The sequence below is a fragment of the Piscirickettsia salmonis LF-89 = ATCC VR-1361 genome (assembly GCF_000297215.2).
GTDB classification, from domain to species: domain Bacteria; phylum Pseudomonadota; class Gammaproteobacteria; order Piscirickettsiales; family Piscirickettsiaceae; genus Piscirickettsia; species Piscirickettsia salmonis.
The window spans coordinates 46567-69999 of sequence record NZ_AMFF02000051.1 but is presented as its reverse complement, the minus strand read 5'-3'; the positions used below and the strand labels follow the sequence as shown (position 1 = coordinate 69999).

Below are 23433 nucleotides of genomic sequence, written 5' to 3'. Positions count from 1 at the left end.
TACCTCGGTAGGTATTTTGCACATCCAATGATGCAAAATCGCCGAGCAAAACGCGACGACTATAAACCCTCGGCTGTCCGCGTCACACAGCGTTACACAGCGTTACGTGCCTTGAAGCGGCACACTCCACTACTGTGCTCTCACATGACTCTACGGTTCTTATAGATTTTTAGACACTCGTTACGCTTGCTACAGACCTAACGGTCTTTCGCAACTCCGCTCTGCTAAAAACCCGAACCTACCTCGGCCTACTCACCCCGTGCTTAGCACTCCATGGCTCGCAGCGGCTGCTGCACTTCGCTTATCCAATTATCTTATCACGTTTAGTGCAGACCTTAGGGCTGGTGATTGGCAATATTTTTGTCGCCCAATTAGGTAATTCAGCACTTGCTGCCAGTGCGCTTGCCACCAGTATTTCCATCGCTTTTTTTACTTTTGCAAATGGTTGTTTATTTAGCTTAGGACCAAAATTTGCTGACGATAAAAAAAATAAGTTAATGCTGGCACAATTACTATCACAGGCGTTTATTCTCTCTATTCTTTTGGGCCTATCTATTATTATAATTTTTTGCCATATTTCATATTTACTTGCTTTGTTCAATCAAAACGCCGCACTTATTACTCTCGTACAAAGTTATTTTTATGCTCTATCATTTGCTATTGTTCCTATGCTTTTAACATCAAGCTTGCAACAATATTGGCTATCCCAACATCAAGAAAAATATATTTTTTACTACAGCCTTATACGCTTAATTATTGGCATTTTACTAAATTATGCTTTTATTTTCGGCCTTAGAAATAGCTCAGGATTTGGCTTTATTGGCCTTGCCATTGGCGTCAGTATCTCGTCATGGCTCGGCTTTTTTTTATTATTATTGATGAGCTATTATAAATATAACTCTATTATCAAACGTGCAATCATCACCTTCAGCCTGCATAAAACATACCTGCAACCTTTTATTCGCTTAATAACAACTAGCCTACCCATTGGCCTGCAAATGTCACTAGAACTCATTGCCTTAATGATAGGCACACTACTGATCGGTCGTTTTGGCCACAGCGCACTTTCCGCCTGGCAAATTGTTAACCAGTATGTATTACTTTTTACGATAATTCCCTTTGGCCTTTCCCAAGCCACCTCCATTCTCGTCAGCGAAGATAAGAACAAAACCATAATCATTACTCAAAAATCTATTATTTTAGTCACAATTACTGCAATTATTGCCGGTTTATTATATATTAGCGTTCCTAACCTTCTTGCCATACCTTATTTATCAACACATGCAAAAAGCAACCTGAACGAGCTACTTTATTATCTTAAGCCATTTTTTCAGATTATGGCTGTTTACCAATTACTCGACAGCAGTCGTTTAATTTTAATCGGCGCTCTGCGTGGACATTTAGAAACATTTCGTATTTTTTTAATCGGACTATTCTCTTTTTGGTTAATCGCCTTACCAATCAGCCAGTACTTTATTCATTATTTAAATTGGCAAGCATTAAGCATCCCCTTAAGCTTTAGCATCGCCTTGCTCTTTGCCCTTGTTTTAACCGCATCTCAACTAAAAATAACATTAAGGAATATTTATGCAACCAAGTCATCTTTGCCAAAATAGTATCACTCTAAATAACCAACAAAAACAATTTGCAGAGGCTAGCTACCAGCCATTACTATCAGAGTTACAGCGTGCTGCTAAGACATTTTCGACTAAAAAAAATATTTATTTAGGTGGTTCACTGGCCTTAAAAGAACCCGCTTTATTTTGTCCACAGAATAAACTCACAGGCATGCACAGTGATTTAGATATTTTCGTGGTCAGCACATCTTTTAACGATCTAGCACAACTACAGCAACTACCACGCTTAATTGCAAACATATCTCCAGAACTTGAACGTAGTTTTCACTTTAGTCCGTTAATTAAGCCACTTAACAATATTTACAGTATTTCCCTAGAAGACTTATCTGTTGGTATTGACACACCCATCATTGAAGAAATAGCCATAGATCATGCTGCCTATCAATATCCACCACAAGCAAAATCAATGGCACATTATTTTATTTCCAAGCTATGTAGCTATTGTTTACCTTATCGAAATACCTCACATGCTTACTCTAATCTTGATAATAACCAAGCCACACGCCATCCTATGGACACGATCAAACTTGTTTTAACTGGCTTACGATTACAATTTTATGGGGTTATTAACAATACACATGGTATTCACTCTATCCCTGCTCTAGCAGAACAGGGCTATTTTAAACAGATCATGTCAAAAGCTGACATTCTGCGCTGGATTTTTCATCGCGAGCAATATGACCCAACAGCACACCTTCCTGAGATTAACATGCCCTCCTTTATTTTAAACTGCTGGCAAGAAAAACTTAGCCTAAATAACGCTATAACTTTTGAAAAAATCATCCAAGCAACAGAACAAAATTACTTTAATAAAAAAAATATCCTGGATAAACTCGCACTTGTTTTATTTGCTGGTTGCTTTTGCCAACTTAGCTCAAATGAAAAGCACAGTACAGTTTTTAACTACTATCTTGATCATTATTACAGTCTCTACCCTAAACCGGCACTTAATCACCCTAAAGCTCCTCATGCCAACATAAATACAGCAGAGCGCGAAATATTGCTCATCCAGCTCTACAACCATTATTTACAATCAACCACAAACAGCATTATTCCACCAACATCTCACGAGCAGAAAAATAATTAAATTAAAGACTAACTTCATAATTAGCACCACCCTTACTTAACCTAAGCGGCACTTACCCTGCCCGCCTTTAAACTCCAACGTTCATGTTTGCACCTGGGTGCTTATTTTTATCATTTTTTATCCACTTTCAAACAATGGTAATGATATAATCACGCAAACTTGCAACATGCGTCACTCACCATCAATTAAAATAGAATCAAAAAATATCAAGCACAAGGTAGGGCCTTATGGACTTTAGCCAAGCGGAGCAAACCATTGCTCAAATCTCAGATACACTCGATGCAGATCACTTTGATCAGGTCATTCCCGCCTGTCATGACTCGATAACTTTGCTCGAGCAAATCTGTGCGGCAATTGATGCGGCCAATCAAGCAAACTACAGTAAACAGCTTTTTTTCAATGACCATATCACCTTACAACGCATTTTAACTACAGCCATGGAAACTATTTTTAAATGCCGCGCCATTCAAAACTCATTTGAATTTCAAACATTACTCATACAAGAACAAGAATTAACAGTTAGCTCTGATAATAGTTGCAACCTTCACCCAGAGCAAACACACACTGCAATTAAGCAGCTTATTAACACCAGCAAAACACTCCACCTGCAATTAATCCATTTAAATAATTTAGTCATGACGCGATTAGAGCGTTAGTTTAATTCTCAATCATTAAATCTGTTTTATCGCCCTAATTCTATAATTTTAGATAACGCAGTCTTAATGCATTACCTACCACAGTGACAGACGATAGGGCCATTGCTAAACTTGCCACCATCGGATGCAATAACAGGTGAAACACCGGATAAAAAACGCCTGCGGCAATGGGAATGCCAAGACTATTATAAATCATCGCCCCAGATAAATTTTGCTTAATATTACGCATTGTCAGCTGCGAGATACGAATCGCATCGGCCACGCTGTGAATAGAGTGACGCAATAAAGTAATATCCGCCGCCGCAATCGCAATATCACTACCGGCCCCCATTGCCAAGCTCACATCCGCTTGTGCTAATGCAGGTGCATCATTCACACCATCACCCACCATTGCCAGCACATGCCCCAGGGCTTGTAACTGTTTTATTTTTGCTTGCTTTTGCTCAGGTAAGACATCACCAATCACCTCCGTAATACCCACAGTGTCTGCAATGAGCGTGGCCGATTCCAAGCGATCTCCGGTTAGCATCATCACGGTTAAGCCTAAATCTTGCAAACGTTTGATCGCTTCGGCACTGTCTTTCCTCATTCTGTCCATCACACCGAAAGCACCTAATAAGCGAGTTTCTTGTGCTAAATACAACACGCTCATACCATGTAACCTCTGCTGGTTAACCTGCTCAAGATCAGAGCTTAATCCAAGCTTCACCATCAAGCGTTGATTACCAATATAAAGTTTTTTCCCTTGTATCTGACCCATCAATCCCTGACCTGCAATCGTCTTAAATCCTGTCACCTTGAATAACTCCAAAGCATCTTTATTTGCTGCATGCAAGATAGCCTGAGCCAGCGGATGCTCAGAGTCTCGCTCCAAACTCGCGGCCAGTTGCAATAACTGCAGGTCATTAATCCCATCATCTAAACTGAGGGTGCATCTTAGCTCAGGCTGGCCCTCTGTAATCGTTCCTGTTTTATCCAAAATAACATGAGTAATCTTTCCAGAACGTTGTAAAGCATCGGCATGGCGAACCAATATTCCAAGACCTGCTGCGCGCCCTACACCCGCAATCACCCCCATCGGCGTGGCTAGACCAAGCGCACATGGACAAGCGACCACCAACACGGCAATCGATGTTGCAAGTACAAAAGACACCCTAGGCTCTGATGCTAACAATGCCCAAACAATGGCGGTTAAAACTGCAATTAATATCACCATAGGTACAAAAATACTGGATATTTTATCAGCTAAACGCCCTATCTTCGGCTTCATGCTGTGTGCTTCTTGCACCGCCTGCACCATCTTCGCCAGCATAGTATCTTCACCAATGGCTAACGCTTTAAATAATAGACTTCCCATCTGATTTAAACTACCCGCCACCACGCTATCACCTGCTTGCTTATACACTGCAAGCGGCTCCCCAGTCATCATCGACTCATCAAGATAAGACTCACCCGCGATCACCACACCATCAACTGGCACCTGAGCTCCTGGCTTAATCCTCAAAACATCTCCTAGTTTTACTTGCTCTATAGCAATACTTTCATCATCTAAATCACTTAAATTTGAAACACGTATCGCCATTTGCGGCGAAAGATCAAGCAAGGCTTCAATCGCTTTTAGCGCTTGCGCTTTACCTCGAGATTCTAAGCTATGGCCAAAATTAATAAATGCTAAAATCATCACTGCCGCATCCAAATACAGATGCGTCGCAGCGCTGGGAATTAAATGTGGCATAGTAATCACCAAACTTGAAAAGATCCAGGCTGCAAATGTGCCTATAAAAATCAGAGTATCCATAGTAAAAGATAGATGTTTTAAATGGCTTAAAGCCGCACGATAAATGCTTTTACCGCTAAAGAGCATAACCGCCAGCGTAATCACCGCCATCCCTAGCCAAAACAACTGGCCAGGTCGATTAATTCCACCATTCATCTGAAATAATCTTGGACCCCAATAATCCAAAATAATTAAAATAATCCCAGCTATTAACGCAACCAAAGCACGCAGTCGATCACCACCGCTCACAATGATTTTTTTCCAAGTCCATTCTTTCTCAAGCTGAAAAGACTGACGACAAGAAGATAAAGACGGAGTACTAGCACTCGATTGCACAGAATAGCCAAGACGCTCTAACTCCCGAACAACCTCATCATAACTATCAGTGTTAACAATCACCTGCTCCTGAGCAAGCACAACCTGAGCTTCACTAACACTCGTTAGCGCAATGAGTGCAGCCTCAATCTTGCTTACACAACTTGCGCAACGCATACCATTTACTTTTATCTGCTGAATCGTTTTCATCGTCTATCATCTTTATATATAAATTAGCCATAATACAGACAGACTAACCTTAATGTTAACATTAAGGTCAATACTTAAAGAGCAGATAAAATATATAATTTATAGTACTTTACCGTGCAAGCATGAGCGCTGACTATCACGTCAAAAAATTAATCACAGGCTTGAAATGCATTATGAAAAAATAGAAAAATTAAGGAAACAACGAATAAAAATCAAAACGAATATTTCATATTCACCAACACACCGTTTAAAGATAAATTAATTAAGTAATGATCACCTTGGCCAAATTGCTGTTCATTCTCAGTTGTATCCACTGCTAGCAACCCATCTAACGCTACTTTTAAGTCAAAGTGAGGTGTTAAGTGAAACGTTACACCCGGCTTCACAGATGAAGGTAATTTATCAATGAGTTCTTCAGCTAAAGAGTTATTGACCAGTGCGCTAGAACTGCCGCCGGTTACAGAGTAAAGCGCGTGCGGTGTAAGCTTTGCACTTGCACTTGTAACAGTGCTGGCAATACCCGATTGAAGAAGAGAAATGTGTATACAACAGACAATAATACCAACAACAGCTACTTTTCTCATTTTTATCCTTATATAGTGTGTTTATACCTTAATGTCTAGTCTAACCTAAACCGCGCTGACTCCTCAGCCATCTTCTGCTTTTTTATTGCTACTTAATTTCTGAATAATCGGACATACTGACGCCGGCATTTGCCCTGAACAAGTCGCATTTAAATGCGTTAAAGAACGCTCTACTGCCATTAATGCTGTGATTTTTTCTTTAACTTCAGTAATTTTTTCAGCCAACTGTTTTTTTACAGCACTAGCGGTTTTCTCTTTTGCCTGGCTTAAATCAATCAACTCTCTCACCTCAGCCAAAGAAAACCCAGCTTTTTTTGCATTATTAATCAAGCTTAATTGCTTAAGCACATCCGCATGATAATAACGGTAACCATTGGCCGCACGCCGCGCTTTAGGCAACAAACCCTTTTTCTCATAAAAGCGAATCGCCACTGCCGTCACTCCAGCTAACCTTGCCAATTGGCTCACAGTATCGTAAATTGCCGTGCTAATTCCGTCATAAATAATAAATAGCTCGCGTTACTCAGCGCTACAATTTCATCATTGTCACATAAAAAAGCCCACAATCATGAGCTAGTTAATACTTAATATCTCTAGGTGTTTATTGCCATTGATTATGCTTAAGCTGCTGCTTTTTTAGCTGCGGTATCTTGAGTAAACTCAGGCCACTGATCAACCGCAACTAACATTTCCGTGATCAATGCGTTAGGGTCTGCACTCACTTTAGCTTGCTGACAATGATTTAATAACGCGTTGATGCTATCAATGGCGAGTTCACCTGCTTTAGGTGGCAGCACTTTTGACACTTTTTTCATCCGTTGCAGTAAATTAATCAACTGCTGCAATGTGCGTCGTGCACTATCACGACCTTCTTGATGGCTCGCATGTTGTACTTGCTCTAATACTCGGCGTACCCGTGCAGCACTGACACCTGCATCAAGGACAATCGCTCTTAATTGCTCCATTTGATAAGGCAGCATTTTTCGCTCACCTTTTAAAGCTTTTTCAGGTGGCGCTTGCAAATCCCAAACAATACCAAACCAACTTAATACTTTAAGCACATAATAAGTAATATCAATTTCCCACCAATAAAACCCCTGACGCACTGACGCTTGGTAATAATGGTGATTATTATGCCAACCCTCTCCTAGAGTAATCAATGCAGTAATAAAGTTATTACGTGAATCATCTGACGTTAAAAAACGCTGTGAGCCAAAGACATGCGTTAACGAGTTAATAAAAAAGGTGGCATGAAATACACACACCGTGCTAATAAAAAAGCCAACAATCAGCCCCGGCCAACCCGCAATTAAAAAACAAGCAATCGCTAATAAAATCGCCGGTAAGAATTTATATTTATCTAGCCACACCAGCTCTGGATATTTCTGCAAGTCCTTCACCTCATAAGGCAAATACATGCTATCTTCATCAAATACCCAGCCTATATGTGCATACCAAAAGCCATGGCGCCGCGGCGAATGCACATCGTTTTCTGCATCTGAATTACGATGGTGCAAGCGATGATGGTTAGCCCACTTCAAAACGCCACGTTGCAACGACGTTTGCGCTAGAAAAGCCAGAATAAATTGAAAGACTCGACTGGTTTTAAAGCTCTTATGGCTAAAATAGCGATGATAACCTGCCGTCACCGCCCACATACGAATAAAGTACAGGCTAATTGCTAAAACCACACTACTTGCTGTTACTCCTGTAACAAAAGCAAGTAAGCAGATTAAATGCAGCACGATAAAGGGTATGGCTTCAATATAATTAATATTGTGCTTGACTTGTTTCATATAAAATTGCTCTGCCTACCATGTAAAAATTATGAAAAATATCTTTGTTTTCAGTATTATAGCTGACTTGTAAGCGCATAAATTTTTATCTTTTGCTCTGCAACAAATACTATTTAGTTGTCCTTATGATACTGGTTTTGCTTTATTTTGCAAACCGCCCCCAGCTCAGCCCTTTGCATATAATATATAGACCGTGCTATCGCTCTAAGTGAGGGCTGGGCTTTAGACACTAAATCATAAAATAGCCGTGCAAAAGACCCTAATCACCACTATAGTGCCATTCTTTTAGGTCATGCATACGCTGAGGATACAGTATGCCATCCAGATGGTCATATTCATGTTGAAAAACACGCGCATGCCAGCCTGAAACCTCACGCTCGATACGTTCTCCCTGTGCACTATAACCCCAATAGCGAATACACTCATAACGCCGCACCAATCCGCGCATGTGCGGGATACTAAGGCAACCCTCCCAATCTTCAACTAATTGATTACCGACAGCCTCAAATCCTGGGTTAATTAAAGTAGTCAAGGGAATACTCACAATAGCAGGATAACGAGGATTGGCTGAAATTTCGAAAACCAACACTCGCAAACTAACATCAATCTGAGGGGCCGCAAGTCCTGCACCATGATTGGCATGCATGGCCTCTATTAAATCAGCCGTTAATGTATTTAACTCGGGCGTATTAAACTCACTAACAGGCTCAGCTATTTTTTTTAAGGTCGGGTGTCCAGTGAAAATCAACGGCCTAACTGTCATAACCACACTCCTTGATCATATAAAACTCAATTCTAATGTATTAAACGACATGGCGACGTCTATGAATATAACGTTCGATCATTGCCACAATGATCAAGACTAATACTCCGATCAACGCCACATAAGCAATCTTATCAAATACGTTATAATAATGTTCTGCGGCGTGAACCAAGCTGTGCACCTGTCCACCAACACTTTGCACACTCGTCAAGCCCGCAACTTTAGCGGCAATGTAATTAGCAAAAGAACCCGTGACTAACATATAGACCCCTGCTAAAAAGCCCACAGAGCCTGCGGGGTTTAACCGCGTAATTTCAGCCATAGCAACCGGGTCAATAAATAACTCAGCAAAACCAACTAAAGATAAACCTGCAATCACCCACAGCATCGAACTTTGTCCATTCACAGTGGCCAACTGGGCACCTAAGGCAATGATAAAAAAACCTAACGTTAAAATAGCCATCCCTAAAGTCAGCTTAAATAATGCTGAGGGAGTCAAGCCCAAACGAGTAAGCAATCGCCATAAACCAACGACCAAGGCACCACCCACTAAAATAGCAAATGGGTTAATCGACTGAAAAGCTGCCGCTGGAATCATACCACCAAAAATATGCCGATCAACATTGCGCTCAATAAACAAACTAATTGAGCTGCCGCCTTGCTGATCAAAGGCCCAGAATATGACACCAAAGACCATAAATAATAAAATGCTAATCAAAGAACCCCGATCTTTCGCATCACAGCGTAAAAATAACCGTGCAATCAAAGTCACACCCGCAAGACCAATCAGCGTTAAGCACCAAATCGTCCACTCTTGATATAAAATAACCGCAAAGAGCGCCACACTAACAATCATACCGGCAACAATCGGCCCTAAGCTTTTAGCACTAATCAAGCCATGTTGCTGCAAAGGCTGCCATTTTGCCACCCCTTTGTTAATAAAGTGACGGCGGCCTGATAAAAAAATCATTAACCCCAGGGCCATACCTATGCCTGCTAAGGCAAAACCATAATGCCACCCCCAACGCTGGGCCACATAAGCACAGGCTAATGGCGCAATAAAGGCGCCAACATTACCGCCAACATATAAAATAGCAAAGCCACTATCACGGCGAGAATCATTGCGCTGATACAGCTCACCAAGCAATACCGAAATATTCGTCTTAAATAAGCCATAACCGCAGATAATAAAAGCTAAGGCAATATATAACGTCTGATGGCCATCTATACCTAAGGTAATATGGCCGATGACCATCAGCGCCGCACCTAAAATCACCGCCCAGCGATAACCCAAATAGCGATCAGCCAAAATACCACCAATAATAGGCGTCACATACACCAGCGAAGTATAGCCGCCATACAACGCATACGCATGCTCATCTGAAAATAATAACTTTTGCGTTAAATAGAGAACAAGTAAGCCACGCATACCATAATAACTAAAGTACTCCCACATTAGAATCATAATGATATAAAATACGCCGCGCGGTTGGCGCTGCACCTGAGTAGGACTACCTGTTTCCACTCTGCTCCCCTTCCCCATAAAATAATAATGAACCTAACAATGTACACTGTCTCGCACAACAAAGACAAATTTTATCTATAGCTTGCTTTCTCTATAATTCTGATGATCTTGATTGCAGTTTTAGATAACGAAATTTAGATAACGAAATTAGCAATATTCAACTATCCTTATAAGTAAGTTAAGAAAAGACAATCAAGATAAAAACAAGGAAGGCGAATCATTCATGAGCGAAGGAGTACTCGCTGCCGTTGATTCAAGAACACAACTCGTCGGCAAAAACCGCCTTGAGGTACTGCTGTTCCGGTTGCATAACCAACAATTATATGCGATGAACGTCTTCAAAATTCAAGAAGTGATGAGCGTTCCAGTGTTAACTCGCTTACCAGAAAGCCACCCGCATATTTTGGGTATTTCGCATATCCGTGGACACACCATTCCTGTGATTGATTTAGGGGTCGCCATTGGTATGCAAAGCCTATCTAATGATCCCAATGCTGTGCTCGTCATTGCTGAGTACTACGGCACCGTTCAGGGCTTTGTTGTCGGCAGTGTTGAACGGATTGTCAATATCGCCTGGAAAGAAGTCCACTCACCCCCGCATGGCGTCGGTAAGAATCATTACTTAACGGCGACGACAAAACTAGAAAACGACATCGTTGAAGTCATTGATGTTGAAAAAGTACTCGCAGAAATCGTCATGCCAGACATCAGCTCCTCCAGTGATACAATTAATAAAGACATCGATACAAATAACTTTAATGTACTCGTCGTCGATGACTCAGGGTTTGCCAGACGCCATGTCAAATCAGTCCTCGAACAACTTAATGTTCAGATCACACTGGTCAATAGCGGTGCCGATGCACTGCGCTTACTCAAAAAAGAAGCCCATCAAGATAAAATCGATGTCACTAAAAAATACGCTCTTATGATTACAGATGCCGAAATGCCGGAAATGGATGGTTACACGCTGACTGTTGAGTGCCGCAATGATCCCTTGATCAAAGATTTGCGTATTATTTTACATACATCATTAAGCGGTGCCTTTAACGAATCAATGGTTGAGAAAGTCGGTTGTGATGGCTTTATTCCTAAGCTCAATCCAGAAGCGATTTTAACCGTCACGCAAAATCGCATCAAAGAGATGATCGACGCGGGCATTAACCCGTTGGATGCATAATAGGCTCACCTTTATTTTTTTGTGTTGGCCAGGCCGCTAATACTGCTTTAATTAAGGTTGCCAAAGGAATCGCAAAAAATAGTCCCCAAAACCCCCATAATCCACCAAAAAATAATACAGCGACAATAATCGCCACCGGGTGTAAATTCACCGCCTCTGAAAACAGTAAGGGCACCAACACATTACCATCCAGCGCTTGAATCACTGCATAAACAATCATTAAATATAAAAATTGCTCACCGACGCCCCACTGGAAAAAACCAACCAAAGCCACTGGAAAGGTCACAATCGCAGCACCAATATAGGGAATCAGTACAGAAAATCCAATCAAAGCAGCAAGCAAAAAGGCATAATTTAACCCCAAAATAATAAAGGCAATATAGCTTGCAACACCGACGATAATAATCTCCGCCACCTTGCCCTTAACATAATTGCCAAGCTGCCAGTGCACTTCTTGCCATACTCGTTGCAGTAACCCGCGCCTAACCGGTAAATAATCTGATAACCAATGAAGTAAACGATCACGATCTTTCATAAAGAAAAAGACCAACAAAGGCACTAAGATTAAATACACTAACCAGACAATTACACTCGGCAAAGAAGCCACAGAAAAGCTCAATAGCGTCCGGCAAACATTACCTAATTGCTCCAAACCTATGCGCGTTTCAGACAGCAGGGACTGGATATCCACAGCACTAATATAATCAGGAAAACGCTCAGGTAAGAGCAAAAGCCATTTGCGACCATGCTCTATCATCCGTGGTGCTTCTGTAGCCAACTGCCCAAACTGATGAATCAATAACGGCAAAATAATAAAAACCACTGCGGCCAACAGTGCAATAAAAATCAAATAGACCAATAGAAAAGCGGGCAAGCGTGATAAACCTAAGCGCTTTAACCCCGTCACCAACACCTCAAGTAAAAAGGTAATAACCAAGGCGGCCAGCACGGGGGCAAGTAAGGCCCCTGTCAACCAAATCATCAAAAAACCAAAAATAAGCAATAAAATTAATACTGATGATTCAGGATCAGAAAAATGGAGCTTGAACCAATTACGAATCACATGAAACATGGCATCTTCCTCACTCTAAGGGTATATCAAATAGCAAGCAATAATATGAGATAATCAATATAAATAACCGAGGCCATTTTCCAAAATTATTTTTTTTTCAGCCAATAATAATAGACATTTTCTATGACTTTATGCTCTAAGAGGCTGTGCCCTGTTTGCTTTGCAAACGCCAAGAAATCTTGTTCAGTACTTGGATCTGTTGCCAGCACTTCAAGCACCTCGCCACTTTGCAAGGCTTTGAGTGCCTTTTTGGCACGCAGTAGGGGGAAAGGACAACGTAAACCAACCACATCAAGTGTGGCATTCACTTCTTGCACAGGTTTTTGCACAGGTCATACCTTAAGTTGATTAATTTAACCGCCAGAAAGATCTAAACCCTAAGGATACTTGATATAACCAGTTAATCAAAGTAAGAATAGAAAGATAAGAGAGTAAGCTGCTAGCTAGGCCTATCTCTAAGGTGAGAAAAGTGGTGGGTCATGTAGGATTCGAACCTACGACCAACGGATTAAAAGTCCGGTGCTCTACCAACTGAGCTAATGACCCGATACACACATGATAATATCAAGTGATAACTTAGTCAGTGATTGGTGGGTCATGTAGGATTCGAACCTACGACCAACGGATTAAAAGTCCGGTGCTCTACCAACTGAGCTAATGACCCTATACACACGTGACAATAAATACCAAGCGATAACTTATCAGTGGTTGGTGGGTCATGTAGGATTCGAACCTACGACCAACGGATTAAAAGTCCGGTGCTCTACCAACTGAGCTAATGACCCAACGAGCGGCTATTTTACTGGAATTTGGAAAAAATGCAAGGGCTTTTAATAAAAAATCCCGATAGTTAGATGCTGAAATTAAACATAAAAGCAGCGAATCATGCTCAGACGATTACTAGATTAAAAAAACAATCTCAAAAAATTAACCGGCCATTCCAAATAAAAAACTAAATATAAGCTTAAATATAAGAAAATTTAATAGTAAGTAATATTTAAGTCATATGATTAGAGTATCAGATTAAATTGTAACGATTCATACTTTCAAGCTTATAGCAAACACTTAACCTAATCGTATTGCCCGATATTCAGACTCATCGCCCTGCAAAAAAGCAATTCTACCACATAACTCGCCCACTCTACCCTCCTCATCAAGTGCTCCATCAATTTCTCCATGTGCCTCATCACATTCTTGCGAGCCTTCCCACAAGCTATCAAAGTAAATACCCGCTACATTGCCAAAAAATCCCCTAACAACACCAAACTGAAATTCTCCTTGGCCTTCCTCATCAATTTTATATAACCAGGCTCAATCAAATCTACATATTCCTGATCCCACAACGCCATCCAAACAATCCGCCAGTGACCGGATAGGCTTTGCTTTGTCATTGATTTGCTCATATCACCTTCCCGCAATATACTGGAAACACCTTCTGTAAATCACTGAGCGATGCAGCTAATTCATCACCATAGCCCCAGCCAGTCCAGGCAACACGCTTAACCTCTCGCTCTAACTGCGGCATGAACTCAGCAGCTAAAGCTCGATCCTTATGTTTAACCAGTGTATTAACAAGGCGAGCAAACATAGAGCCCATACTGTCATAAAATCGCTCATCAATATCACCAAACTCCAATATAAAATCATTCCCACAGCTAACATAATAAAGCATCAAACTTACTGTATCACGCAGGTTACCATTGGCTTTTTTAAATTCGCTGATTGCTTTACGCCCAATAGAAAGTTGCACCTCATATTTCCATGGCTCTTTTGGACATATCGCATTGCGAATGCGTGCTTTATACGGCATAAGGTGATCATAATTTCTCTGATCAGCCAAAAAACGCGAGTGAAAAAACGCTTTATTTTCTGAACTAAACTTATATAAGTCCTGCAAGACACCACACAATTGAGTCGTATCCATCTCTAATAACACTGCTTTGAGGTCTTTACATGTTTTTTTCTTCTGCTTCATCCTTTTCTTCCTGCTAATTAGTATTTTTATTCAGCCTGCGACTAACGGTTACTAAGCCCCCCGGCCCCTGAGACACTCAAAATCAATACAGCAACGCACTATGTTAATAACCAAAAGATACAATAACGTAAGACCAGTGAAAACCAATAAAAGAGATAAGAGACTAGAAGTTAGCAAATGGCGGAGAGGGAGGGATTCGAACCCTCGGTACGCGTTAGCATACGGTTCCTTAGCAGGGAACTGGTTTAAGCCACTCACCCACCTCTCCGAAATAAGACCAGGGTTATTATACGGCGCCCGGGAGGTTTTGCAAGAAAAAAATAATCTTAGGTTTTTATCAGTGTTTTTTGTTCATGCCAACTACTGACAACACGTAAAAAAACCGTATAATCAAACAAGGATATTAATAGCCCCGGTGGCACAGCTGGATAGCGCGATCCCCTCCTAAGGGATAGGTCACAGGTTCGAATCCTGTTCGGGGCACCAACTTTATAAACCTATAATAAATGCAACAAGTACAATATCACACTAAAAAAGCGCAATATCCTCACCTTTAAAATGGAGTGTCTTCATGATCATTACCTACGATGGCAAAACCGTCGACTTCCAACAAACGCACAGTCTATCAATTGAAAACAGTGATTTAATCTTCCACCAAGCAACGACCGATCAAATCCTACACTTACAGCCCCACCTAATACCCTGCATGGATGAAATTGCTAACTATATCATTCACTGCTTTAAGCGTGGCGATGGAAAGGTTCATTTAAACGATCATCTTGACCAATTCAGCACGGCTGTGCTTGTAAAACAAGATCAATCAACTTTAAGTTCACCTGAATAATAACGTTATAAATAACAACAGTCATATCATAGCAACTATAGAAAAACCAATAGAACCTCAGAAATTAACTTAATTCCATAGGATTCTTGAAGGCGTTGCTATGGTGCTTGTGCTTAATTCTGACATCGCTCCAAATATACAGACAGTTACAAGCTAATTAGCCCCTGAATCTGCGCTGCCTGCTCATACAAAGCCAACACAGCCTCACTTGATTGCACCCGCTTTTTGCAGCTAATACTAATATAATTGCCTTTTTTTGAAGGGGTCTGCTTTACCATTTGCTCTGGAAACAAAGCCAAGACTAAGTCAATTTGATCCTTAGGAACAATAAATTTAAATGGGTACTCCGCTGGCCAGGTATAGTTTTCTTCAAGCAACTCTTTAAAATTATCGGTCTTCATCACCCACTCACTACCTATCTACTACAATGCATCACTTAATTATGACTTAACAGGCCAAAGTTTAAGAAAACCACGCCCAATTGCAAGCCCTAACAGATAAATCTATATAAATCATTATAATTAAGTCGCCTGAAGCCTATTAATTTTATCTAAAGTGCTTTTACAGACATCGCTCACTGAATTTGCCACATTATCTGCAACAGCACTGCCAAGCACTGCAACTAAACCCACCCCGGTTACACTGCCAAGCAAATACTTGCCAACCGTCCACAGGGCTGACTTTGCATCAGGAAGTACAACAGGATCACTCAACGCACCTGAAATTTTAAATGGCGTCACCAATGAAGATAAATTCAACGCTCGCCCTTGTGGTGTTATTACTAGATTAATTGTATTATTTACCACATCAATACTACCGGCACCCAACACAAAAGATGATGGACTATCTAACACCAATGCCTGGCTGATAAACGTCCCTTTCTCGCCTTTAAAGCTAGAAATTAAGCAATTTAATGTCATGCCTTGCTTGTTATCACCACCAACTAATAACTTAATAATAGAAGCAATCAGTGGATTTTTAATGCCTGGATAAAACTTAGCTCGTTGCAAGACCAATGAAGTTTTTCCAGACAAATCAGCAATTAATTCTTTTTTATTTTTTCCTTGACCTTGCAGATGAATCGCCCCATTAAGCAAACCACCACTCAAACCACTCGCCATCCCCAAGCTGCCAATCACTGCACCAAAATCCAAATGGCCTACCTGTAATATCAAACTTAAACTAGCAGGCAACTTACGCCCATCAAAAAACACATCACCAGAAAACTGACCACCTGCCAACTGACTTTGAATCTCTTTAATATTAATAAAAGCTGGTTTAAAATGACGCTGACTGTCTTGCCCTTGAACAGCAAACTCTAAATCTTTTAACAGGCCTGCTAAATTTTTTACCTGAAAAACCATACTCAGCGAGTTCATTTTAAACTGCTTGACTTTTTTCGGCTCTACACTCGAATGAGAAAATAAAATATTTTTAAATTTTACTTTAAAATCAGTAAAGTCATTTATTCTATTAGCAGCCGACCTTTGCTTTGGCAGTACAGGATTTTTTACTACTTTATTTACACTATTACTTTTACCATAAAATTTCACATTGCCATCTTCAACAATCAGCAAGTTCGGCTCGATCTGGCCACGGATTAATGGATATAAAGAAACGGCAACAAGCACTCGCTTAAATTCCGCACCCAAACGTTTTTCTTTTGTACCGATAAGCTGACCAAACTTAACATCATAAAGATAAAGCTCTACACCGCTTTTAAAACTAAAACTAAAGTGCCCTCCTGATAATTTAACTTGATTAAATCCAGTATCATCTGATTTTAATTTAGCATTAATATTAGAATTAATTAATGAAATAATAGGGCGAAAATGCAAAGCATTTAAGCCTAAAAAACTAACAAAAAAAATGCAACTAACAACAACAAACACGTTGGTAAAGCGTCGAGCAAGCTTCATAACAACAACACAATAAACCACAAGCTTAAACTGTTGTAAGTATAGTCTCTTTCAAAGAGTCAGCCGTATTTAATTTATTAACGATTACAATACAGCACACATACTACCTTGCTCTTGAATAAGTACATCCTCATTGCCATCCATAAAAAAATCTTTAACCAAGGTTGCTACTGGTCGAGGCATACGCAGATTCTCTCTTTTAACTAATGGTTCTATTATATGACCTGCATCAATAAGAAAAATATTAATACGGCTCATTTTTTCATCTATTTCAGTAAACCAATCAAGTCCAAAAATACCCCCTCCCTCTCTCAAAGCCTCTTTTGTAATAAGCAACAATCTTTTAACTCGCGCCTCCAATCCTTCCCCGATAATCCACGCAATATTAACTAAAAGACGCTCTGGAGAATAAGGTGGATTATCTAGCTGTATCGAATTAACTGCTTTTCCCAATATTTTCCTTTGTTTTGGGCCAATGTCACCCCTACTTAAAAAATTATCTAATCGCTCTAAAACCTCATATAACCTCTCAACTCTCTCTCTAAACGAACCGCTCTCATCATCAACGGGTGGAGTTCGATCACTTGGCATATTACTCTCCTATATATTCAAAATATTATTCAAGATATCCAGAATAACAATATAAATAGTCATTCTGTTTCACAAACGTAAGCGTCGCTACCTAGCACTCCATGGCTCGCAGCGACGGCAAAGAAATCTAAGAGCTTAAATTTATATTAAGCCACTAAGTTTCATAACAGACGTAAGGATAAAAAAATTAATATTTACGTATAGATTTCGTTAAAATATGCACAGCCAAACCTCAAGCGAGGCAGGGAATTAAACAAAGAAACATATAGAATACATTTGTCCATCAGCATTCTTTTCTAATGCAAAACCTTAAAACTTCTTATTTAAATCTATAAAAAACACACAACTCATTAAAAATTTTAAAAAAATAAATCAAAAGCATAAATATTATGCTAAACATGTAAAAACACATTTAAAAATAAAAATAATTAACTGTAAAATTTTTAATATTTTACCAAAAAAAGACAATATTAAGTTAATTTATAAAAAAATAGTTTACATATAAAAAAAATTTAAATATTCGCCATAACATCACAAACAAAAACATAACACCATGAACAAGACCATCCTCAGCATTGAATTAACTCACAAAAAGGGGCAGTTCATGTATTTAGATATATATTTTGACGGCACTGGTGTTAACCTTAATAGTCCTACTGAAGAGAAATTTGGTAAAAGCGTTGTTGGCTATGCTTTTCTAACTAACCCTGCAGCAGAAATTTTCGTTGATTCGAAAGATAATAGCAAACTAGGTGTCAGAGCTGATGACGATGATACATCTAGAAATCCTTACGAACCTGAGCATGTAAAAATTTACTTTCCAGGCCCGGCGGCCAAACCGTGCACCTATCAAGGTCAACACTACCCAAGACCCGCGGCGACATACAATCCAACGCAAATCCCCTCTCTCTTACTCTCTCAGCATACAACAACCAATCGAACAGGCGCTAAAGGAGATGGCTGGGAGCATAACTTACAGCATGCGATCATCGTCACACTTAACTTTATCCTCACTCGTCGCCAATACAACCCGACTGAACCGATCATAATCAGAATCCCAGCAGCCTATAGTCGAGGTGGTATTACTGCCATTGCGTTCTCCAATCAACTCTCAGAATTGTTAGATGAAATGGGAATTCCTCAAAACCAAATTTTTATTGAAGAAATGCACCTCATTGATCCAGTCGCAGGCCAAGACTACGGAAAATTCCAAAACGCAGCAAAACGCCATGATTACAAAAGAGACTTGCGCCAGGTAGACCCAACCCGCATAGGCAAACGTGTACATAGAGTTTCTTGGTACAACGCAACACAAGAAAAACGCGGTGCTTTTACCGAGCAAGCACCCGGAGATTTTTCAACAGGTCGAGCAATCCTGGTCCCAGATAATGTAGAATGTAAGCGCCACTACCTACATGCCTGTCATAAATCTATCGGTCACCCAGATAGAAAAGGGGTCTTGCATGCTGCTGGCGCTTGGGTTTATCAACAGGCAACAGGCGCAGAGTTCCCTGTACCTGATGGTATAGAGGCAAGCTGGATCCATATGGCCGATGAATTCTATCCAAGCAAACGTGATCGCAGTTTTTCTGATGCGGTTAGTGCAGAGTCTCCAATAAAATCTGAACATTACACAAATTCTATTTTATATGATGTTTTTCATTCTTTTATGTATGGTTGCCCAGATAAAGTTACATTTGAACAAGCTTTAAAAGAACCTCGCTATCACTTTAACCCTATACTGACCTGGGCCTATAAAAATAGTAATTTTTTTCGGATAACCGGTCTAGCCATTGACGACCTTAGCAGTGAAGTCATCGCCCAAGCCGTTCAATGTCAATCACGACTTGATCTAGCCTTATTTGCCATACGTTACAATCAAGATCCATCCGCCGAGCATTATGCCATTGCAACAGGAACTCATGTCGATCACCAAACACTAGAAGCTATTATTACAGCACCGGCAGAAGAGCAAGAAGCCTTTCTTGCTGAGCATCTTCCCCCAATAACTGGAATTGCCAAAGATCAGCAAGTTGCATTGAGCGCAGTCCATAATGCAAAATCTCGACTCCGTGCAAGCTCTGCAGAGAAGAAAATGCCTTCATTGACCTTAGCAGAAGAGCAAATAAGGCAAGCAACAGACAAAGACAGTTGTGCTGTAGCTTTAGCCCAAGCTGAGGCAATAACAAAACACCCTACCGCTAAATTTGCCAACAGATACAGCAGATACGATTCAAAAGACTATCGTGCTACTGATTTTCAAAAAGCCAAAGAACACTTACAAGATCCCGCTTATCGTCAACAGCACGAGCACCAAGCTTATAGCCAAACCAGCCTCACATTCGATCAATTTTCAGAGCAAGAAGCCCATCAATCACCAAGCTCAGTGCGATTACTAGCTTATGTTGAACTCGAGCCCCGTTAATAAAAAAGACCTGATTATCAGGCCTTTTTTATTTTTCTAAATATAATCAAGCTAAAACCAGCTAAATTTATCTTAAAACATAAACATTATACGAACCCTGAACTCCATAAATACTGCTTATTGCTGTTGAAACCTTATTATTACTATATATCGTCTGAACAGGCATACCGGGTACAGCGTTCGTTATTTCATTACCTTTAGGGTCAGTAATTGTCAGCGCATAAGGAACACCTTCCGTAGTCGATGAAACTACTTTGTAAACAGTATTATCAACAAATGGTGAATCCGCTGTGCTAAAACTACACTGCGCCTCAGCCGTAGCTAAATCATTAAACGTAATATTAAAGCTTAAACTGCCATGCCCCTGAGCCTCAGTATTTTCAGTATAAGTAAAATCAGAAACAGTAGCAGTACCCTTACAAGGCTCTGCGTTACCAGATTTATCAACTACAACTGTATAACTACCATTATTATCACTGTCGTCAGAGTTAGTACTTGAATAATTAATTCCCGAAAAATTACCAGCAAATGATGACATTGACAATACTAATGCTGATAAACCACACGCTAACGTTATTTTTTTAAGTTTCATTTAATCGACCTTATAAAATCAAGTTACAAAAAATAATTAAAATAGATGACAGTTTTTTAGGTTAAAACTACCCTCCCATAAGTTGCACAAGTAAAATGCTTAATTTTTATTAAAACCGTAAATTATAGATATATATCTATATAATTAATATTATTAGACACCAAAAAAAAAGTTCTCATAATAGAGGATATAAAGAAAAAAAACTATTCATCAACAAGAAAGATTTACAAAAATCCAACATAATCTACAACAGACTAAAAACTATAAATATAGTCATATCAAAATGACTAGAATATCAAAATAATCTAAAAATTATTTAGTTAAAAATATAAAATAAATTATTTATATATAGCTAATATCTTAAAATTAACTTATTAAAATAAATATAAAAATATTATTTATACAAATAATAATTTATTTTAAATTTTTTAAATTTAGTAATTAGCTTGAGATTAATTATACATTAAAAACATTTTCTTACAAGGGGTATTTTTGTAAATACAAATGAATTGTTACAAATTCATGCCTTATAAAAAAATAACTTAATATAGTATATTTTAATATAATTTTAAAAAAAATTTAATTAATTTATTATGTTATTTTGCATAATAAAGTAAAAATAAAATGATTATTTATATAAATATTAAACTAAAATAATACTTTCTTAATATAAGCGTGGTATTAGCAATCACTATTGTCAGCGTAAATTATCACAAGATAAATATCAATAAATTCGTATTTACACGTGATGATTTCTAAAAAACAGGATAAACAAAATTGATAATAAATAAAGCAATTTTCCTAATAAAACCCGGTCATGAGTAATTACAAATTACACACACTGCCAACATCAATATAAACGTTGTTTCTAACAAAAAATACAGCACCAATTACAATTTACTAGCAAACATCCTAGACCATAACTAAAAATATTCATTCAGCTATCTTACTAAGAAAATATAGAAATCACCATGCTGATACTACAACTACAGCCACTTCGAAATCGATATGTTATTTACCTTTTATTTACATAGATATATAAATTATCCACTTTTAATCCATACTTACCAATAAAAAGCTAGAATATCATAAACCTATTATTAGTTTAGTGTACACAGAGAAGTTAAATGCAGGTTAACATCACTTTTGAAAATTTTTACTTATTTTACCGTGATATTCTGTATAGTTGATTTAAATAAATATATAAAATCAACATATCACATATCAATAGCTATCAAATATATTTAAATTTAAAAAATTAATTAAATAAAGGCTATATCTCTTTTAAAAGTAACGAAAGCAAAAGTAGCACTTAAGCTAACTGAAAATTTACATAGAGATATTCACCTAACTAGTTTAGAGTAGATATAATAGAAATTAACTATATTTTAACGTATTTATTATGAGAATTTTTCAGTCATTAACTCGATTGTGTTTTTGAATTACAAGCAAACATTAACATAAACTAAAAAATAACTAGAAAATTTTAAGTAGATATATTACAATCTATGGCCTATGCCTACGAAAGCACGGTGGTTTTATCATGGAGAATTTATTTACAACCTACTTTATAACAAATTTACATGGAGAAATTACCTTTATAGATGATTCTTTTTTAGGGCTAATGGATGCAAAGCGTGAAGAAGTCATTGGCCATAAACTAGGAAAATTTGTAACATTTCCTTTCGGAACCGTTAAAGGCATAAATGACAGCATTGCCCTTTTTCTAGGTATCAAAAAAGAGATATCAAGAGAAGGCATTATTTTCAATAATAAGATATTTGCTGTAGCAACTATACATAAGTACCCACACATTGATAACGGAAAAGTCATCGGTGTCATTTATAAAACGAATGCTGATCTTGACCAGTTTGCAAAAAACAGTTGTTTAAATGTACTAGATAGTGGCACGTATAAAGGTTTATATTTCTACAAAACAGATATTAAATTATTGATGATCTTGGCTCAATTTAAAAATATCAAAGCAAAAGATATTGCAAAATGCTTTAATTTAAAAACTAAAACTGTCTATATGTATAAAAATTCCCTTATACAAAAAATAAAAGCAGTTAGCGAAGGTGGTACAATTTGCTATAATGAGGTTCTACGCCATATTATTTTGAATGGCTTTTATGTGAACTATGATCAACGCTATGTCTGCTTACCTCTGACGGAGTTTTCTTTATATTCGAGAACACCCTTTAAAACATTGAAAAAAACCATATTAAGTTTAAAATTACCAAAAGAAGAAATTACATAGCTTTACAAAATCAAGGTTAAAAATAAATATAAATCAAAATATTTACCGAATATTTTTTTGATAGCGAACTTGGTTTCTCGGTAGTTTAATTGACATAATCCACCCCATATTTTTATAAAATTTGTGAGCTCTAGTACTAAAGCGCCCTCCGTCATCTGAAGTGCAACACTCAGTAGAGAGTTCATATTCATACAGATAAACTCTCTAGTTCTCCTTTTGACTTAGAGG

The 23433-nt window shown here is 38.6% G+C and carries 22 protein-coding genes and 5 tRNA genes; 8 read left to right on the top strand and 19 right to left on the bottom strand.

Annotated features, from left to right (window positions below; genetic code table 11):
- Positions 1-221: 221 nt before the first annotated feature.
- From C200_RS05425 to C200_RS05415, 3 genes are all read left to right on the top strand, one after another.
- Entirely contained in the window at positions 222-1616 is a 1395-nt protein-coding gene (locus tag C200_RS05425; RefSeq protein ID WP_345968888.1) for an MATE family efflux transporter, read from the top strand.
- Complete coding sequence (locus tag C200_RS05420) at positions 1588-2724, top strand: hypothetical protein (RefSeq protein WP_016210250.1); 1137 nt, start codon at positions 1588-1590, stop codon at positions 2722-2724. Before C200_RS05425 ends, C200_RS05420 begins: the two co-directional genes overlap by 29 nt.
- Positions 2725-2951: 227 nt before the next feature.
- Positions 2952-3380 (top strand): hypothetical protein, encoded by a 429-nt coding sequence (locus C200_RS05415; protein WP_016210260.1) that lies wholly within the window; start codon positions 2952-2954, stop codon positions 3378-3380.
- Positions 3381-3420: 40 nt separating this feature from the next.
- Here the strand turns inward: C200_RS05415 and C200_RS05410 are convergent, their stop codons facing one another.
- The 6 genes from C200_RS05410 to C200_RS05385 all read right to left on the bottom strand — a co-directional run bounded on the left by C200_RS05410 (position 3421) and on the right by C200_RS05385 (position 10350).
- Complete coding sequence (locus tag C200_RS05410; protein ID WP_016210255.1) at positions 3421-5682, bottom strand: heavy metal translocating P-type ATPase; 2262 nt, start codon at positions 5680-5682, stop codon at positions 3421-3423.
- Positions 5683-5894: 212 nt separating this feature from the next.
- Positions 5895-6266, bottom strand: a complete 372-nt coding sequence (locus C200_RS05405) for a hypothetical protein (RefSeq protein ID WP_016210252.1) — start codon at positions 6264-6266, stop codon at positions 5895-5897.
- A gap of 63 nt (positions 6267-6329) precedes the next feature.
- On the bottom strand, positions 6330-6734 hold the full coding sequence (locus C200_RS05400) for a MerR family transcriptional regulator (protein ID WP_016210249.1): 405 nt from the start codon (positions 6732-6734) through the stop codon (positions 6330-6332).
- A gap of 152 nt (positions 6735-6886) precedes the next feature.
- The gene (locus C200_RS05395; protein ID WP_016210254.1) at positions 6887-8062 is read right to left on the bottom strand and encodes an acyl-CoA desaturase; all 1176 of its coding nucleotides are present in this window, start codon (positions 8060-8062) and stop codon (positions 6887-6889) included.
- Between the two features lie 259 nt (positions 8063-8321).
- Positions 8322-8825 carry a peptide deformylase gene (gene def / locus C200_RS05390; protein ID WP_032126416.1) on the bottom strand — a complete coding sequence of 168 codons (504 nt, stop codon included), beginning with the start codon at positions 8823-8825 and terminating at the stop codon, positions 8322-8324.
- Between the two features lie 40 nt (positions 8826-8865).
- Positions 8866-10350 (bottom strand): peptide MFS transporter, encoded by a 1485-nt coding sequence (locus tag C200_RS05385; protein WP_016210253.1) that lies wholly within the window; start codon positions 10348-10350, stop codon positions 8866-8868.
- Between the two features lie 223 nt (positions 10351-10573).
- Here C200_RS05385 and C200_RS05380 point away from each other — a divergent pair, with 223 nt between their 5' ends.
- Positions 10574-11527, top strand: a complete 954-nt coding sequence (locus C200_RS05380) for a chemotaxis protein (protein ID WP_016210258.1) — start codon at positions 10574-10576, stop codon at positions 11525-11527.
- Here the strand turns inward: C200_RS05380 and C200_RS05375 are convergent.
- The 9 genes from C200_RS05375 to C200_RS05345 all read right to left on the bottom strand — a co-directional run bounded on the left by C200_RS05375 (position 11508) and on the right by C200_RS05345 (position 14842).
- Positions 11508-12599 carry an AI-2E family transporter gene (locus C200_RS05375; protein WP_016210262.1) on the bottom strand — a complete coding sequence of 364 codons (1092 nt, stop codon included), beginning with the start codon at positions 12597-12599 and terminating at the stop codon, positions 11508-11510. The genes C200_RS05380 and C200_RS05375 overlap by 20 nt on opposite strands.
- A gap of 86 nt (positions 12600-12685) precedes the next feature.
- Complete coding sequence (locus C200_RS05370) at positions 12686-12928, bottom strand: sulfurtransferase TusA family protein (RefSeq protein WP_016210251.1); 243 nt, start codon at positions 12926-12928, stop codon at positions 12686-12688.
- A 141-nt stretch (positions 12929-13069) separates the two neighbouring features.
- Positions 13070-13145: transfer RNA gene (locus C200_RS05365), tRNA-Lys, on the bottom strand.
- A 42-nt stretch (positions 13146-13187) separates the two neighbouring features.
- A tRNA-Lys gene (locus C200_RS05360) sits at positions 13188-13263 on the bottom strand.
- Positions 13264-13308: 45 nt separating this feature from the next.
- A tRNA-Lys gene (locus C200_RS05355) sits at positions 13309-13384 on the bottom strand.
- 280 nt (positions 13385-13664) lie between these two features.
- Entirely contained in the window at positions 13665-13811 is a 147-nt protein-coding gene (locus C200_RS15715; RefSeq protein WP_016210256.1) for a hypothetical protein, read from the bottom strand.
- Between the two features lie 20 nt (positions 13812-13831).
- Entirely contained in the window at positions 13832-14002 is a 171-nt protein-coding gene (locus C200_RS15710) for a hypothetical protein (RefSeq protein WP_016210265.1), read from the bottom strand.
- Entirely contained in the window at positions 13999-14574 is a 576-nt protein-coding gene (locus tag C200_RS05350) for a hypothetical protein (protein WP_016210263.1), read from the bottom strand. Before C200_RS05350 ends, C200_RS15710 begins: the two co-directional genes overlap by 4 nt.
- Before the next feature lie 178 nt (positions 14575-14752).
- Positions 14753-14842 (bottom strand) — tRNA-Ser (locus tag C200_RS05345).
- A 141-nt stretch (positions 14843-14983) separates the two neighbouring features.
- Between C200_RS05345 and C200_RS05340 the strand changes: the two genes are divergently transcribed.
- A tRNA-Arg gene (locus C200_RS05340) sits at positions 14984-15060 on the top strand.
- An 85-nt stretch (positions 15061-15145) separates the two neighbouring features.
- Positions 15146-15418, top strand: a complete 273-nt coding sequence (locus C200_RS05335; RefSeq protein ID WP_016210257.1) for a hypothetical protein — start codon at positions 15146-15148, stop codon at positions 15416-15418.
- A 146-nt stretch (positions 15419-15564) separates the two neighbouring features.
- Here the strand turns inward: C200_RS05335 and C200_RS05330 are convergent, their stop codons facing one another.
- The 3 genes from C200_RS05330 to C200_RS05320 all read right to left on the bottom strand — a co-directional run bounded on the left by C200_RS05330 (position 15565) and on the right by C200_RS05320 (position 17928).
- Positions 15565-15819 carry a DUF493 family protein gene (locus C200_RS05330; protein ID WP_016210248.1) on the bottom strand — a complete coding sequence of 85 codons (255 nt, stop codon included), beginning with the start codon at positions 15817-15819 and terminating at the stop codon, positions 15565-15567.
- Positions 15820-15939: 120 nt separating this feature from the next.
- On the bottom strand, positions 15940-17337 hold the full coding sequence (locus C200_RS05325) for an AsmA-like C-terminal region-containing protein (RefSeq protein ID WP_032126415.1): 1398 nt from the start codon (positions 17335-17337) through the stop codon (positions 15940-15942).
- 84 nt (positions 17338-17421) lie between these two features.
- Entirely contained in the window at positions 17422-17928 is a 507-nt protein-coding gene (locus C200_RS05320) for a hypothetical protein (protein ID WP_016210267.1), read from the bottom strand.
- A 604-nt stretch (positions 17929-18532) separates the two neighbouring features.
- On the opposite strand from C200_RS05320, the gene C200_RS05315 reads away from it, so the two are divergent.
- Entirely contained in the window at positions 18533-20353 is a 1821-nt protein-coding gene (locus C200_RS05315; RefSeq protein WP_016211619.1) for a hypothetical protein, read from the top strand.
- 67 nt (positions 20354-20420) lie between these two features.
- On the opposite strand, the gene C200_RS05310 is transcribed toward C200_RS05315, so the two are convergent.
- Complete coding sequence (locus tag C200_RS05310; protein WP_016211620.1) at positions 20421-20945, bottom strand: hypothetical protein; 525 nt, start codon at positions 20943-20945, stop codon at positions 20421-20423.
- Positions 20946-22488: 1543 nt separating this feature from the next.
- On the opposite strand from C200_RS05310, the gene C200_RS05305 reads away from it, so the two are divergent.
- Complete coding sequence (locus tag C200_RS05305) at positions 22489-23205, top strand: PAS domain-containing protein (RefSeq protein ID WP_016211615.1); 717 nt, start codon at positions 22489-22491, stop codon at positions 23203-23205.
- The last annotated feature ends 228 nt before the right edge of the window (positions 23206-23433 follow it).

Bases quoted from the DNA above. Each gene is read 5' to 3' on its own strand.
- def (WP_032126416.1), bottom strand. From the start codon at position 8,825: ATGACAGTTAGGCCGTTGATTTTCACTGGACACCCGACCTTAAAAAAA.
- C200_RS05380 (WP_016210258.1), top strand. From the start codon at position 10,574: ATGAGCGAAGGAGTACTCGCTGCCGTTGATTCAAGAACACAACTCGTC.
- C200_RS05410 (WP_016210255.1), bottom strand. From the start codon at position 5,682: ATGAAAACGATTCAGCAGATAAAAGTAAATGGTATGCGTTGCGCAAGT.
- C200_RS05415 (WP_016210260.1), top strand. From the start codon at position 2,952: ATGGACTTTAGCCAAGCGGAGCAAACCATTGCTCAAATCTCAGATACA.
- C200_RS05325 (WP_032126415.1), bottom strand. From the start codon at position 17,337: ATGAAGCTTGCTCGACGCTTTACCAACGTGTTTGTTGTTGTTAGTTGC.
- C200_RS05315 (WP_016211619.1), top strand. From the start codon at position 18,533: ATGTATTTAGATATATATTTTGACGGCACTGGTGTTAACCTTAATAGT.
- C200_RS05420 (WP_016210250.1), top strand. From the start codon at position 1,588: ATGCAACCAAGTCATCTTTGCCAAAATAGTATCACTCTAAATAACCAA.
- C200_RS05330 (WP_016210248.1), bottom strand. From the start codon at position 15,819: ATGAAGACCGATAATTTTAAAGAGTTGCTTGAAGAAAACTATACCTGG.
- C200_RS05350 (WP_016210263.1), bottom strand. From the start codon at position 14,574: ATGAAGCAGAAGAAAAAAACATGTAAAGACCTCAAAGCAGTGTTATTA.
- C200_RS05405 (WP_016210252.1), bottom strand. From the start codon at position 6,266: ATGAGAAAAGTAGCTGTTGTTGGTATTATTGTCTGTTGTATACACATT.
- C200_RS05305 (WP_016211615.1), top strand. From the start codon at position 22,489: ATGGAGAATTTATTTACAACCTACTTTATAACAAATTTACATGGAGAA.
- C200_RS15710 (WP_016210265.1), bottom strand. From the start codon at position 14,002: ATGAGCAAATCAATGACAAAGCAAAGCCTATCCGGTCACTGGCGGATT.
- C200_RS05320 (WP_016210267.1), bottom strand. From the start codon at position 17,928: ATGCCAAGTGATCGAACTCCACCCGTTGATGATGAGAGCGGTTCGTTT.
- C200_RS05335 (WP_016210257.1), top strand. From the start codon at position 15,146: ATGATCATTACCTACGATGGCAAAACCGTCGACTTCCAACAAACGCAC.
- C200_RS05395 (WP_016210254.1), bottom strand. From the start codon at position 8,062: ATGAAACAAGTCAAGCACAATATTAATTATATTGAAGCCATACCCTTT.
- C200_RS05375 (WP_016210262.1), bottom strand. From the start codon at position 12,599: ATGTTTCATGTGATTCGTAATTGGTTCAAGCTCCATTTTTCTGATCCT.
- C200_RS05310 (WP_016211620.1), bottom strand. From the start codon at position 20,945: ATGAAACTTAAAAAAATAACGTTAGCGTGTGGTTTATCAGCATTAGTA.